The organism is Paenibacillus sp. JJ1683, assembly GCF_053006485.1.
In genome coordinates, this window is sequence record NZ_CM129820.1 from 932,501 (window position 1) to 945,650 (window position 13,150).

Here is a 13,150-nt window from a genome sequence, read left to right on the forward strand (position 1 = left end):
ATTCCTTGTCAGGTAAATTCTGACCCGCACGAATGGCGTAACGACTTGGGCGCTGTCTCAACGAGAGATCCGGTGAAATTTTAATACCTGTGAAGATGCAGGTTACCCGCGACAAGACGGAAAGACCCCATGGAGCTTTACTGCAGCTTGATATTGAATTTGGGTACGATCTGTACAGGATAGGTGGGAGCCGTTGAACCTTGAGCGCCAGCTTGAGGGGAGGCATCCTTGGGATACCACCCTGATCGTATCTAGGTTCTAACTTGGTACCGTGATCCGGTACGAGGACAGTGTCAGGTGGGCAGTTTGACTGGGGCGGTCGCCTCCTAAAGAGTAACGGAGGCGCCCCAAGGTTCCCTCAGAATGGTTGGAAATCATTCGAAGAGTGCAAAGGCAGAAGGGAGCTTGACTGCGAGACCTACAAGTCGAGCAGGGACGAAAGTCGGGCTTAGTGATCCGGTGGTACCGCATGGAAGGGCCATCGCTCAACGGATAAAAGCTACCCTGGGGATAACAGGCTTATCTCCCCCAAGAGTCCACATCGACGGGGAGGTTTGGCACCTCGATGTCGGCTCATCGCATCCTGGGGCTGAAGTAGGTCCCAAGGGTTGGGCTGTTCGCCCATTAAAGCGGTACGCGAGCTGGGTTCAGAACGTCGTGAGACAGTTCGGTCCCTATCTGTCGTGGGCGTAGGAAATTTGAGAGGAGCTGTCCTTAGTACGAGAGGACCGGGATGGACGTACCGCTGGTGTACCAGTTGTTCCGCCAGGAGCACCGCTGGGTAGCTATGTACGGAAGGGATAAGCGCTGAAAGCATCTAAGCGTGAAGCCCCCCTCAAGATGAGATTTCCCAATTAGTAAGACCCCTTGAAGACGACGAGGTAGATAGGTTGGGGGTGGAAGTGCAGTAATGCATGGAGCTGACCAATACTAATCGGTCGAGGGCTTATCCTAAAAATAAGACGCAATGAAGTTTCGGATCCAGTTTTCAGGGTGTAAGCATTGCATCGTATAAGTTCGAGTAGCTTATATGAGGCAAGCGAACACACAGCATTTGGCGATGCTGATTCCTGAAAAAGAATTTGCGAGGCAAATTCATGTTTGGTGGCGATAGCGGAGGGGTTCCACACGTACCCATCCCGAACACGACCGTTAAGCCCTCCAGCGCCGATGGTACTTGGACCGCAGGGTCCTGGGAGAGTAGGACGTTGCCAAGCAACGAGTAAAAAGGACCATGATCTTTTTGAGATCATGGTCCTTTTTTGTGTTAAATATCAGTAGAATTTTTAATTAGTTTAAGTTAGTTATAAGTTCGACTGAATCTGTGGATATTAGCTAGTAAATAGATAGACATTTTTTAAAGAAAATTAGTACCAGGTATTAGTATCTGATGTTATAATATGAATAAGGATTATAAAGGAGAGTGATCGGATTGTTGAATTCAAAAGCAAAGTTAACGGCCCTTGGCACTTATGTACCTGAACGGATTTTGACGAACGCCGACTTGGAGAAGCTTGTGGAGACTAGTGACGAGTGGATTGTACAACGAACGGGTATGCGGGAACGACGAATCGCGGCCGAAGATCAGTATGTATCTGATTTATGTATACAAGCTATTAAACGTATGGTTAACCTTTATAACGTAAATGTGGACGATGTTGACATGATCATTGTAGCGACGAGTACACCTGATTACTATTTTCCAAGTACGGCTTCCCGTATTCAGGCTTATTTTAATATTCCCAATACAGGGTCAATGGATGTTAGTGCTGCATGCGCAGGCTTTGCCTATGGACTTCATTTGGCAAATGGTCTGATTACGGGTGGTCTACATCGCAAGGTTCTAGTGATTGGAGCCGAAACATTATCCAAAATTACAGATTATACGGACCGGACGACATGTGTTCTTTTTGGAGATGGAGCAGGGGTTGCACTTGTTGAATATGACGAGGATGAAGGGTCGTTTTTGACTTCAGATATAGGAACCTTTGGGCAAGGAGGAGCACATCTTTATCGCGCAGGATTATCTAACTATTTGGATGGAGAGAAGCTGCAAGATAATGGTTTTATCGCTCAAAATGGACGTGAGGTTTATAAATGGGCTGTACGTTCTGTCCCAGCAGGAATCGAGCGATTAATGGATAAGGCAAATATGGGGAAAGAGGATCTTGACTGGTTTGTACCTCATAGCGCTAATCTGAGAATGATTGAGTCCATATGTGAAAAGAGTGCAGTACCTTTAGAAAAGACGCTGACGAGTGTAGAGTTTTATGGCAACACTTCGGCGGCGTCCATTCCGTTGGCTTTACAGTGTGGATTGGATGATGGGCGTTTAAGATATGGACAACATGTGGTGTTATATGGATTCGGGGGAGGCCTGACGTATGCGGGTCTGTTATTAAAATGGAGTGTGCCTGATTTGTAAGCTGCTAACTAATGCATGAGCAATAGTAATAGTGTGTAAAGATCGTGTTAATAAAGAGACGTTGGTTGGCATTAGATTTATCGTAAGATGGCAGGATGGTATAATTAACATTATGAGAGAAAGGAGCGTAACATGAAGGTATTGGTATTGGCAGAAAAACCATCCGTGGCCAGAGAGATTGCACGTGTGATGGGCAGCCGTGAGAAGCATAAAAGTTATATAGAAGGACCTAAGTATGTAGTGACATGGGCTTTGGGTCATTTGGTCGGATTAGCAGAGCCTGAGGATTACGATTCTAAGTATGCGAATTGGAACTTGGAGGACTTGCCCATTCTTCCGAAGAACTCCAAGTTAAAGGTATTGCGGGAGAGCAATCATCAGTTCAAAGCTGTACAGCAGCTGATGAAACGACAGGACATTGGAGAACTTATCGTGGCAACAGATGCTGCTCGTGAAGGAGAATTGTTGGCGCGTTGGATTATACAAATGGCAAACTGGAGAAAGCCTTTCCGGCGTTTATGGATTTCCTCGCAGACGGATAAGGCAATTAAGGCAGGTTTCGCGAAATTATTGCCTGGCCAGCAGTTTGATCGTTTATATGAATCGGCTCGCTGTAGGGCTGAAGCAGACTGGATGATTGGTCTCAATGTAACCCGCGCGTTAACGGTTCGTTATAACGCCCAGCTTTCGGCTGGAAGAGTACAGACACCGACACTGGGGATGATTATGGAACGTGAGAAAGAGATCACCCAGTTTCGTTCTCAAGAATATGATACGTTGACGGCGGATTTTGGTCATTTTCAGGCAACATGGCGTGCAGAAAATGGGGATTCACGTATGTTTGACCGTACTCAGGCAGAGACTTTGCGCCGCAGGCTTGAGGGGGCCAAAGGTACAGTTGTGAGTGTTAAAAAAAGTGAAAAAAGCGAGCCTCACCCGCTCGCGTATGACCTAACTGAGCTGCAAAGAGATGCTAACCAGCGCTACGGCTTCTCGGCCAAGCAGACGTCTAATGTTCTTCAGCGTCTATATGAGCAGCATAAGCTGGTGACTTATCCACGTACAGACAGTCGTTATCTTACCTCCGATATGGTGGATTCCCTTAAGGAAAGGCTCAGTAGCGTAGCCGTGGGTCCGTATGCTTCTTTAGCACGTCCGCTATTGCGTAACAAATTGCCAATCACAAAACGAGTTGTAGATGACAGTAAAGTCACAGATCACCATGCGATTATTCCTACTGAGCAGACGTTATTGCTTAATCAGTTAAGCCCAGAGGAGCGTAAGCTGTATGATCTGATTGCACGCCGTTTTATCAGTCTGTTCTACCCACCTGCACGTTATGATGCTGTAGCTGTATCGGTCATGGTGGGGCAGGAAACATTTCAGGTAAAAGGTACAACCATAAAAGATAGCGGTTGGCGTGCTGTGTATGACGAAAGTCATTATGAATTGGACGAGGAAGAGACAGATGATCGTGAAAGTAATGGACGGGGCGTTATTTTGCCTGAAATGAGAAAAGGAGACTCCGTCCAATTGCAGCGTTGTATTGTACGTGCTGGAAGAACGATGCCACCGAAGCGCTATACAGAAGCAGCCCTGCTGGCTCAGATGGAAAAGCATGGCCTGGGTACTCCAGCCACCCGTGCAGATCTGATCGAGAAACTCGTCAGCTCGGATACGATAGAGCGCCAGGGGAACGTGATGCATCCAACTGGCAAAGGCAAGCAACTGATCGAGCTGGCGGCTCCACAGCTGCGAACGCCCGAATTGACGGCACAATGGGAAGCGGAGTTAGAACGGATCGCCCGTGGTCAAGGACAACCTGAGCCATTTTTGAATTCTATCCGTGCTATGGCGAAAGAATTGGTTTCTACTGTGAAAAATAGCAGCGCGGAGTACAAGCCACATAACATAACAAATAGCCATTGTCCGGATTGTGGTACAAAGTTGTTGGATAAAAAAGGTAAGAAAGGGAAGTTTCTTGTATGTCCAAGTGCGGATTGCGGTTACCGTCGTTCAGGCGAAAAACGCTTGTCCAATCGACGTTGTCCGCAGTGTCATAAGAAAATGGAAATGAAAGAGGGCAAGGCAGGTTTGTATGTAAGATGCTTATCCTGTGGCATTACGGAGACGCTGGATAAGGACAAGCAACGGGTAAACAAGCGGGAACAACAAAAGCTGGTAAAACAGTTTGAAAAGAAGGAATCTTTTGGCTCCAGCTTGGGTGATTTGCTAAAAGCAGCAATGGAGCAAAAGCAGGGCGAATAAAGATTGCCAGAGCGTGCTTCAAGCTACACAATTAACGGGCATATGATGGGTATAAAAAGGCTTTCTCCTTGGCATGGTAAACCGAGGAGGTGAGTACTTATGCCCAAACATAAGCCGCTTAAAATCAATAATCAGCAAAATAAATCAAGTATACTGGAGGAAGAAATTGCTGCTCATCCAGAGAAGCAAGCTAAATATCCTCCAAGCTTGAATGGGATTCCCAAACAGCAGTCTTGATGCCTGTATATAAGGGAAACAATTGGCCGTATACGACCAAGACGTTTGGATACCAGATGTAATCGTTATGGGTGCTCAGACATTGTCTTGCATAAAAGAAGCAGCAGTACGGCGATCAACCGTAACTGCTGCTTCTTTTTCATAATAAGGATGTTGTATTTGTATGATTTGGGATGACTGCGCTTAGTATTCATTAAAGAAAGATTGAATTTGGTTCACATCGTGCGTCTGGGTCAAAGCGAGCATGAGCAGAATCCGTGCTTTTTGCGGATTGAGCGAATCGGTGGACACAAAGTTCGATGCTGCGTCTTTTGTCGATGGGGACACAACTCCACTTCCTACGCGGCTAGAGCGGGCAATAATAACTCCTTTTTTGCCTGCGGCCTCTGCGCCTTCTGAGGAGGTCTTGGATAAGGAACCATTACCGGAACCAGCGACCACTATGCCCTTGGCGCCAGCTGCTACGGCAGCATCATACAGGTAGCGACCGTTGTTTTGATACTCGTATAGAATATCTACTTGCGGCAGCTGGGTGAGATTAGAGACGTCGAATACAGAAGAAGTCGTATGCTTATGAGTGGATTTGTTGTAGTAGTATACTTGATCGCCCACTACAGCTCCAAGGTAGCCCTGCTCCACAGACTTGAACGTATCGACTGCAGTTGTGTTCGTTTTTGTGATGTATCTTGCTGCACCGATGCGATCGTTCAGCAATACGAGTACACCTTGGCCTTTGGAGGCCGAAGCTCCGGCAACTTTTACAGCATTATAAAGGTTGAATGGACCATCGGCACTGATGGCAGTAGCTGGGCGCATAGAGCCAACAACAACTACAGGCTTATCGCTCTTAACGACAAGGTTAAGGAAGTATGCCGTTTCTTCCAATGTATCTGTACCATGAGTAATGACAATACCGTCTACATCGTCTCTGGCAAGCAGCTCGTTGGTGCGTTTGGCAAGTTTTAAGAGGATTTCATTATTAACATCGGGGCTACCCACGTTAACCACTTGCTCACCACTGACATTTGCAATACTTTTCATCTCAGGAACGGCATTGATTAAGGTTTCAACACCTAATGCGCCTGCTTTGTAGCCAGTTGTATCCGTGTTGACGGAAGATGACCCTGCAATGGTTCCTCCTGTGGCTAGTATTTTAATATTGGGTAAATGATTAGTTTGTGGATTTTCAGATTTGTCTGAAGTTGTAGTGTTAGAAGTAGATACCGTTGTGCTGGTTGTAGCTGCTGCCGCAGCGTTAGCAGTAAATCCACCACTCCATAAGGTACTTCCGAGAATAAAGCTGGCCAACAGGGGAATCATTGTCATTTTTTTCATGTTAGTCATATAAAGCTCCTCTCCAATCTAAAAACTCAAAGTATTGATGATAGATTAACTGACAAATATTTTGTCGAATTACGTTAATATCACGCATTATAGAGTGAAAAATCGCTTTTAGTCAATATATATGTTAGAAAATATAACTTTAAAACTCGTTTTTTATATATGTAATCGCTTTGAATGCAGCTAAATGGAAAATATTTATAAAAGAAAACAACAAGCAGAAATCTCATAAAGAGTCTGCTTGTTGCTTTTGATAAAAGGTGAACAACTGAGTGTACCTTTAATTTTATTTAATGAGAGTGACAAGGTGAAGTTGATGTTTTACGGTATTTACATGGTTCTACAGTTGAATACAGATTCCATGATCAGGGGTTTTTGCTATGCTGTTTTGTTGGCAAGCTAGCGCTGGGAGTTCCTTTTCCTTGTTTACGGTTACGTTCTGCCTTTTTTGCATTTTCTCGTAGCTTTTCAACGTATTCATGGGTGCTTTCCATCGTAGTTCCTCCTTTAAGACAAAATAAATGCACTCGGGAATTGCCCTCATACACCGTTACTATTTCCGCAAAAACGTTTTCCCAGTCAGAGAAGGCGTTGTTTCTATAAAAGGGGTGAGGTTATAATGAAGAAGAGAGCCCTATATAAGTCCTAATACCTGAAACTGGTACGGTGTGCAAAAGGAGGAGAGACATTGCAGACAGGCTTGTTGGTATGGCTACTGTTCATTAATGCAGTAGGCTATCTGGTAATGTCGGAAGATAAAAAGAGAGCACGTAAACACCGTGATCGTGTACCTGAACGGACGTTGTTTTTGCTGGCCCTGATCGGGGGCGCATTGGGTGTACTCATTGCGATGTACCGCAAACGCCATAAAACACGGCATATGACCTTCAGATTAGGTATTCCTGCGTTGCTATTCATTAACGCATTGCTCTATGGGTATTTTTTACGCTAAGGCTGGGAGTTTAGCTTCTCATAGGGAAGTTTAATGATGATTGAGAAGGCTATTCTCAGCCATTACATGATGTATGAAGTGAACAACCACAGGAATACATAATTTCAGGCTTTGATTTAACAAACTGAATTCGGAAGAGGTGCGTATTATGCTATTTTCAAAAGTATTGCTTGCTTATGACGGTTCGGATGCTTCCAACAAAGCTTTATTGAAGGCGGCTGAATTGGTGAAGGCATCACCCTCCTCGAAGCTTGAGGTAGTGACAGCATTCGATTTCCCGCGGATTTTTATGGGCGAAGGTTTGGCTCCAATTCCAGCTTCGGTGAATAAAGAGTATTATGATTTGGCTGAGCAAACTACGGATGAAGTTAAAAAGCGGCTTGCTGAGCAAGGTGTAGACGCCAAGGTAGAGCTGATTCAAGGCTCGCCGGCCGAAGTGATTTTGGATTATGCCAATGAGAATGGCTTCGATGTGATTGTGATTGGCAGTCGCGGATTGGGTGGTATTCGTGAATTTGTATTAGGTAGCGTAAGTCACAATGTGGTGCAGCATGCACGTATCCCCGTGCTGGTCGTAAAATAACGAAGTAAAAAAGCAAAAGTCGGATCACTACCTGTACAGGAAGTGCCGGCTTTTTATTTTTGTTGGAAAGATGTATTGCTGGCCGTTACCAGTGTAGGTAGAGTGATAGCTAAATGTAATACAATAGTCCTGAGGTATGCATATAAAGGGCTTGGTTTTTGTTAAACACGAACATTAAATTGTATCATTATGACAATGTTCGTTTTCAAGTTGACACAGGGTGTAGGGAATTGTTAAACTATGAAGTGTATTGTCGATAAAAAATGAACTTTAGGTACAATTTAATTAGGTACACATGTTGGAGCCGAAATCCATCACGATTATGCTGGGAAAGTATATCGTTGGGTATGGAGTAAGCACAATCCTGACTCGTATAATGCCGGGGATATGGCCCGGAAGTTTCTACCTGGAAACCTTAAATTTCCGGACTACGGGAGACATACGGCTGAAGCCGCATTGGATGCGGTGGAACAGGCTTGCTTTTGGCATGCCTTTAAGAGGCTCTGTCGTTTGTTTTTTCGTAGTCCGGTGTCTTGAAAATAACGTTATTTTCGAGTGCCGGATTTTTGGCGCTTATTGATAAACAGGGAGTGAAGGACATGTCAGTGCAGGTCGCTGTCATTATGGGCAGCACATCAGACTGGGACACCATGCAACATGCATGTGCTGTGCTGGACGAGCTTGAAATCGGATATGAGAAAAAAGTAGTATCAGCCCATCGTACACCGGATTTAATGTTTCGTTATGCAGAAGAGGCCGCCGGGCGCGGACTAAAGGTCATTATTGCTGGAGCGGGTGGGGCTGCACATCTGCCGGGAATGGTAGCTGCGAAGACCTCCTTGCCAGTGATTGGTGTGCCTGTCCAGTCGAAGGCTCTGAATGGTCTGGACTCCCTGCTCTCCATTGTGCAGATGCCGGGTGGTATTCCAGTCGCCACTGTGGCAATCGGTAAGGCAGGCTCTACCAACGCAGGGTTGCTGGCTGCACAAATATTAGGTGCTTTTGACGAAAAGATAAGTCAGCGGGTTGTGGCAAGACGCGACCGTATCCGTGACGAGGTACTGGAAGGCAGTGACTCGCTATGAATGAAGCATGTGAATCCGCAGGCCGTATTCGCCCTCCTGGCACAGTGATTGGAATTTTGGGAGGCGGACAATTAGGCAGAATGCTTGTACTAGCAGGAACAAACCTAGGCTATCGCTTCGTGACACTGGACCCTGCACCGGATAGTCCGTGTGGACAGGTGTCAGAACAAATCCGTGCTGCCTATGATGATGAGCACGCGGCCAGAGAACTGGCTGAACGGTGTGACGTGATCACGTATGAGTTTGAAAATGTGGATGCGGGTGTAGCCGCGCTTTTGGAACAGGAATCCAGTGTACCGCAGGGCAGCAGTCTTTTGTACACGACACAGCATCGTCTGCGGGAAAAACGTTCTATTGAAGCAGCTGGTGTTCCTGTCGCTCCATATCGTGAAATTAGCAGTCCTACTGATATGGTTCAATCGGTAGCCGAACTGGGTGTGCCGTGTGTGCTCAAAACAGCAGTCGGAGGTTATGATGGCAAGGGCCAAGTGGTCATTCGCCAATCGGAGGAAGCCACGAATGCCTACGAGCAACTGGCTGGAAGCGGTGCGGAACTGGTGTTGGAACAGTTCATCCGTTTTCGCTGCGAAATCTCGGTGATTGTAGCTCGCAGCACGAACGGTGAAGCCAAAGCCTTTCCGCCTGCGGAAAACATCCACGTGAACAACATTTTGCACACGTCGATTGTACCCGCACGCGTACCTGAAGCTGTCCAGGAGGAAGCACGCAAATTGGCGCTGGCTGTGGCGGAGTCATTGGATGCGGTGGGACTGCTAGCTGTGGAGATGTTTGTCACCGAAGACGGACAATTATACGTTAATGAGTTGGCACCACGACCCCATAACTCCGGCCATTACACGATGGAGGGTTGCGCCACCTCGCAATTTGAGCAACATATACGTGCGATTTGTGGTTTGCCACTGGGCAACACGAAGCTGCTGACTCCGGTGGTGATGGTCAATGTACTAGGTGAGCATTTGGAGGACGTAATTCGAAGATTCGGACAATCAGATGCTGAAGCTGAAGGATTGAGTGTTGTACCAAAGCTGCATTTGTATGGAAAAAGTGAAGCCAAGCCAGGCCGAAAGATGGGACATATTAATCTGTTGTGCCAGGATACGGAACAAGCGCTGGAATGGATTGATCAAACCAATATTTGGGGGAATAAATAGCCATGATCGAACGCTATAGCAGACCGGAAATGAGAGCGATTTGGACGGAAGAAAATAAATTTAAAGCTTGGCTGGAAGTAGAACTGTGTGCCTGTGAAGCATGGGCTGAGTTAGGGGTTATCCCAAAAGAAGATACCGTGGCTCTGCGTAAAAATGCAAGCTTTGATATTGAACGGATCTATGAGATTGAGCAGGAGACAAGACATGATGTCATTGCTTTTACCCGCACGGTATCCGAAAGTCTTGGCGACGAGCGCAAATGGGTACATTATGGCCTAACCTCTACAGACGTGGTTGATACGGCTCTGGGCTATCTGTTAAAGCAGGCGAATGAAATTCTGGAACGAGATATTCTGAATTTTATTGAAATTTTGAAGGAAAAAGCATTGGCTTACAAGCACACACCGATGATGGGACGTACACATGGAGTGCATGCTGAGCCGACCACATTTGGACTGAAAATGGGCCTGTGGTACGAGGAAATGAAGCGCAATCTGGAACGTTTCCGCTATGCTGCTGACCAAGTACAATACGGTAAAATGTCCGGTGCGGTCGGAACATACGCCAACATCGACCCGGCTGTGGAAGAATTCGTATGCCGCAAGCTCGGCACCAAGCCTGCCCCGATTTCTACACAAACGCTCCAGCGCGACCGTCATGCTGAATACATGGCCACGTTGGCGTTGATCGCCACATCGTTGGACAAGTTTGCTACAGAAGTCCGTGCATTGCAAAAGAGTGAATTCCGTGAGGTGGAAGAAGCTTTTGCCAAAGGTCAAAAAGGATCTTCCGCGATGCCACATAAACGCAATCCGATCGGAAGTGAAAACATCTCCGGTCTGGCACGTGTGATTCGTGGGCATATGGTATCGGCGTATGAGAACGTAACGTTGTGGCATGAACGCGACATTTCGCATTCTTCTGTAGAACGTATCATTCTGCCAGATGCAACGATGCTGTTGAACTATATGCTGAACCGTTTTGGCAATATCGTGAAAAATCTGACGGTCTTCCCTGAAAATATGAAGCGCAATATGGCGCGTACGTATGGTGTACCATTCTCCGGCCGCATTATGACGAAGCTGATCGACAAGGGCTTTAGTCGTGAAAAAGCTTACGATACCGTACAACCGCGTGCGATGCAGGCATGGGAAGAGCAACGCCAGTTCCGCGAAATCGTCGAGGCGACTCCGGAAATTACTGCCGTGCTCAGTCCGGATGAAATCGAGGATGCGTTCAACCCGGCTTGGCATTTGAAGAACGTGGATACGATCTTTAAAAAGCTGGGATTAGGGGAGTAGAGGGAAGGTTGGCGCTTGGAGAGGCCGCTGCGCGAACGGATCATTCTTACGATTGCTGTTGCCCCTGGTTTCCTGGAAAATCTGCAAAGGTTGGAATCCAGGGGCAAAGGCAAGCGCTAACGCTTCTCCAGAACGATTCCGTCCGCTCCGCTGCTTCCAGCACCAACCACGTATGGGAGCAGAACTAGGGAAGATGCGGCACATAAGATGCCGCACCTTCCCAAGAGCGATGGAAAAGCGTGTTCCACTGCTTTTCTATCACAGACCACTTGCTCGTGAGGGCTGCCGAATTTGCGCAGCAAACAGCCCGCAGTCCTCACGAGCACGCACAGGCTCAAGAAGCGAAGCCTTGAGCCAGCCGTTCGCACCAACGTAAAAGTGTTGCTGGATGAGGGCTTGTGCGAACAAGCCTTCATCCAGCGAAACGCGCTCACTTCACCATAGCTACAAAATACACGCCCTCACCTTGCCCATTAGCCAACCCTTGCGGGAGTCCCGAGGGCAGCAGCCCTGGGGGTCCTCCCTGAGGGGAGGATTTAGGAGGGGCAAAGGTTCGATTTAGGAGGGGCCATACTCTTTTGAAAGAGGTGTAATGAAATGTCATTGTCTACCGCCGAAGGTCTGATTCATGCGCCGCTTTTGTACAAAGGCAAAGTGCGTGAGTTGTATGATCTCGGAGAACATTTTCTGATTGTCGTAACGGACCGGATTTCAGCTTTTGATTATGTGCTGGAGCCGCCCGTGCCGGAAAAAGGAAATGTATTGAATAAGCTCAGTGCTTTCTGGTTTGAGCAGACGAAAGATCTGCTGGAAAACCATGTCGTGCATACCGATATAGACAAGCTCGGACATGTCATCGACGAACAGAATAAAGAGCTGCTAAAGGATCGGATCATGGTCACGCTGAAGGCTGAACGCATCGACATCGAGTGTGTGGTGCGCGGATATATTACCGGAGGCGGCTGGCGTCAATATGAACAGACCGGTGAGGTAAACGGTATTCCATTGCCTAAGGGGCTACGTAAGAATGAACGCTTTCCCAAGCCTTTATTTACACCGGCTGCCAAAAACGACGTCGGTCACGACGAGGACATTTCCCTTCATCAAATGAAGGAACTGGTCGGGGCCCAGCTAACAGGTGAACTTGAGGAAAAAAGCTTGGCATTGTACGAATTTGCGCGTGCTTTCTGCGAAAAGCGAGGAATCATTTTAGCGGATTGCAAGTTTGAGTTTGGTCTTGTTGATGGCAAAGTGATTTTGATTGATGAAATTTTCACCCCGGATTCATCCCGTTTTTGGGCGCAGGAAAAGTATGAACTAGATGTTGAGATTGACAGCATGGACAAGGAGCCGGTACGAAGCTATTTGGCATCCTCCGGTTGGGACAAGAATAGCAAGCCCGATCCGTTGCCTGCTGAGGTCGTAGAAGAAACAACTGCAAGATATACGGATATTTGGCGGCGTCTGACGGCACAGTAAATAGTAATCATAATTCAACCAATAGGATTCACTCATTCGGAGGAGGAACTGAAGGAACATGATGAAAGCAACAGTCTATGTCACGATAAAGCAAAGCGTTTTGGACCCGCAGGGGGTCGCGGTGCAAGGCGCACTGCATTCTATGGGTTTCGGAGAAGTGGACAGCGTCAGAATTGGTAAGTATATGGAACTGAATCTGGATACAACAGACCGCGAGAGTGCAGAGAAACGCGTCATCGAGATGTGTGAAAAGCTGTTGGCCAACACGGTCATTGAAGACTACCGCTACGAACTGGAGGGCTGATTC

General features: G+C 47.0%; 13 protein-coding genes, 2 rRNA genes and 1 riboswitch (1 of these 16 only partly in view). Of the genes, 12 read left to right on the forward strand and 3 right to left on the reverse strand.

Annotation, left to right across the window (positions count from 1 at the left end):
• From ACUC6J_RS04160 to ACUC6J_RS04180, 5 genes are all read left to right on the forward strand, one after another.
• A 23S ribosomal RNA gene (locus tag ACUC6J_RS04160) occupies nucleotides 1–954 on the forward strand (it extends 1,971 nt beyond the left edge of the window).
• A gap of 146 nt (nucleotides 955–1,100) precedes the next feature.
• A 5S ribosomal RNA gene (gene rrf, locus ACUC6J_RS04165) occupies nucleotides 1,101–1,217 on the forward strand.
• 215 nt (nucleotides 1,218–1,432) lie between these two features.
• Nucleotides 1,433–2,425 (forward strand): ketoacyl-ACP synthase III, encoded by a 993-nt coding sequence (locus tag ACUC6J_RS04170; RefSeq protein ID WP_019686165.1) that lies wholly within the window; start codon nucleotides 1,433–1,435, stop codon nucleotides 2,423–2,425.
• Between the two features lie 132 nt (nucleotides 2,426–2,557).
• A complete protein-coding gene (locus ACUC6J_RS04175; RefSeq protein ID WP_447249796.1) occupies nucleotides 2,558–4,693 on the forward strand; it encodes a DNA topoisomerase III in 2,136 nt (711 codons plus the stop codon).
• Between the two features lie 99 nt (nucleotides 4,694–4,792).
• Nucleotides 4,793–4,930, forward strand: coding sequence for a hypothetical protein (locus ACUC6J_RS04180; RefSeq protein ID WP_016819760.1), 138 nt, complete (start codon nucleotides 4,793–4,795; stop codon nucleotides 4,928–4,930).
• Nucleotides 4,931–5,113: 183 nt separating this feature from the next.
• On the opposite strand, the gene ACUC6J_RS04185 is transcribed toward ACUC6J_RS04180, so the two are convergent.
• Nucleotides 5,114–6,274: a type II asparaginase gene (locus tag ACUC6J_RS04185; RefSeq protein ID WP_017426165.1), complete on the reverse strand. Its 1,161-nt coding sequence runs from the start codon at nucleotides 6,272–6,274 to the stop codon at nucleotides 5,114–5,116.
• 362 nt (nucleotides 6,275–6,636) lie between these two features.
• Entirely contained in the window at nucleotides 6,637–6,765 is a 129-nt protein-coding gene (locus ACUC6J_RS04190; RefSeq protein WP_013369463.1) for a DUF4023 family protein, read from the reverse strand.
• A 194-nt stretch (nucleotides 6,766–6,959) separates the two neighbouring features.
• Between ACUC6J_RS04190 and ACUC6J_RS04195 the strand changes: the two genes are divergently transcribed.
• From ACUC6J_RS04195 to purB, 5 genes are all read left to right on the forward strand, one after another.
• Entirely contained in the window at nucleotides 6,960–7,223 is a 264-nt protein-coding gene (locus ACUC6J_RS04195) for a DUF1294 domain-containing protein (RefSeq protein ID WP_013369464.1), read from the forward strand.
• Between the two features lie 148 nt (nucleotides 7,224–7,371).
• Nucleotides 7,372–7,806 carry a universal stress protein gene (locus tag ACUC6J_RS04200; protein WP_013369465.1) on the forward strand — a complete coding sequence of 145 codons (435 nt, stop codon included), beginning with the start codon at nucleotides 7,372–7,374 and terminating at the stop codon, nucleotides 7,804–7,806.
• Nucleotides 7,807–8,155: 349 nt separating this feature from the next.
• A riboswitch (purine riboswitch) is annotated at nucleotides 8,156–8,257 on the forward strand.
• A 148-nt stretch (nucleotides 8,258–8,405) separates the two neighbouring features.
• Nucleotides 8,406–8,891, forward strand: coding sequence for a 5-(carboxyamino)imidazole ribonucleotide mutase (gene purE, locus ACUC6J_RS04205; RefSeq protein WP_447249797.1), 486 nt, complete (start codon nucleotides 8,406–8,408; stop codon nucleotides 8,889–8,891).
• Nucleotides 8,888–10,063, forward strand: a complete 1,176-nt coding sequence (gene purK / locus ACUC6J_RS04210) for a 5-(carboxyamino)imidazole ribonucleotide synthase (RefSeq protein WP_447249798.1) — start codon at nucleotides 8,888–8,890, stop codon at nucleotides 10,061–10,063. Before purE ends, purK begins: the two co-directional genes overlap by 4 nt.
• A gap of 2 nt (nucleotides 10,064–10,065) precedes the next feature.
• A complete protein-coding gene (gene purB / locus ACUC6J_RS04215; RefSeq protein ID WP_031462891.1) occupies nucleotides 10,066–11,364 on the forward strand; it encodes an adenylosuccinate lyase in 1,299 nt (432 codons plus the stop codon).
• 258 nt (nucleotides 11,365–11,622) lie between these two features.
• Here the strand turns inward: purB and ACUC6J_RS04220 are convergent, their stop codons facing one another.
• Nucleotides 11,623–11,772 (reverse strand): hypothetical protein, encoded by a 150-nt coding sequence (locus ACUC6J_RS04220; protein ID WP_447249799.1) that lies wholly within the window; start codon nucleotides 11,770–11,772, stop codon nucleotides 11,623–11,625.
• Nucleotides 11,773–11,961: 189 nt separating this feature from the next.
• Between ACUC6J_RS04220 and ACUC6J_RS04225 the strand changes: the two genes are divergently transcribed.
• On the forward strand, nucleotides 11,962–12,843 hold the full coding sequence (locus ACUC6J_RS04225; RefSeq protein WP_447249800.1) for a phosphoribosylaminoimidazolesuccinocarboxamide synthase: 882 nt from the start codon (nucleotides 11,962–11,964) through the stop codon (nucleotides 12,841–12,843).
• A gap of 58 nt (nucleotides 12,844–12,901) precedes the next feature.
• Nucleotides 12,902–13,147 (forward strand): phosphoribosylformylglycinamidine synthase subunit PurS, encoded by a 246-nt coding sequence (gene purS, locus ACUC6J_RS04230; protein WP_007428837.1) that lies wholly within the window; start codon nucleotides 12,902–12,904, stop codon nucleotides 13,145–13,147.
• Nucleotides 13,148–13,150: the final 3 nt, after the last annotated feature.

What these genes read in the sequence shown, in the direction of transcription:
- ACUC6J_RS04175 (WP_447249796.1), top strand. Translation starts at nt 2,558, where the DNA reads ATGAAGGTATTGGTATTGGCAGAAAAACCATCCGTGGCCAGAGAGATT.
- ACUC6J_RS04180 (WP_016819760.1), top strand. Translation starts at nt 4,793, where the DNA reads ATGCCCAAACATAAGCCGCTTAAAATCAATAATCAGCAAAATAAATCA.
- ACUC6J_RS04185 (WP_017426165.1), bottom strand. Translation starts at nt 6,274, where the DNA reads ATGACTAACATGAAAAAAATGACAATGATTCCCCTGTTGGCCAGCTTT.
- ACUC6J_RS04190 (WP_013369463.1), bottom strand. Translation starts at nt 6,765, where the DNA reads ATGGAAAGCACCCATGAATACGTTGAAAAGCTACGAGAAAATGCAAAA.
- ACUC6J_RS04200 (WP_013369465.1), top strand. Translation starts at nt 7,372, where the DNA reads ATGCTATTTTCAAAAGTATTGCTTGCTTATGACGGTTCGGATGCTTCC.
- purE (WP_447249797.1), top strand. Translation starts at nt 8,406, where the DNA reads ATGTCAGTGCAGGTCGCTGTCATTATGGGCAGCACATCAGACTGGGAC.
- purK (WP_447249798.1), top strand. Translation starts at nt 8,888, where the DNA reads ATGAATGAAGCATGTGAATCCGCAGGCCGTATTCGCCCTCCTGGCACA.
- purB (WP_031462891.1), top strand. Translation starts at nt 10,066, where the DNA reads ATGATCGAACGCTATAGCAGACCGGAAATGAGAGCGATTTGGACGGAA.
- ACUC6J_RS04225 (WP_447249800.1), top strand. Translation starts at nt 11,962, where the DNA reads ATGTCATTGTCTACCGCCGAAGGTCTGATTCATGCGCCGCTTTTGTAC.
- purS (WP_007428837.1), top strand. Translation starts at nt 12,902, where the DNA reads ATGATGAAAGCAACAGTCTATGTCACGATAAAGCAAAGCGTTTTGGAC.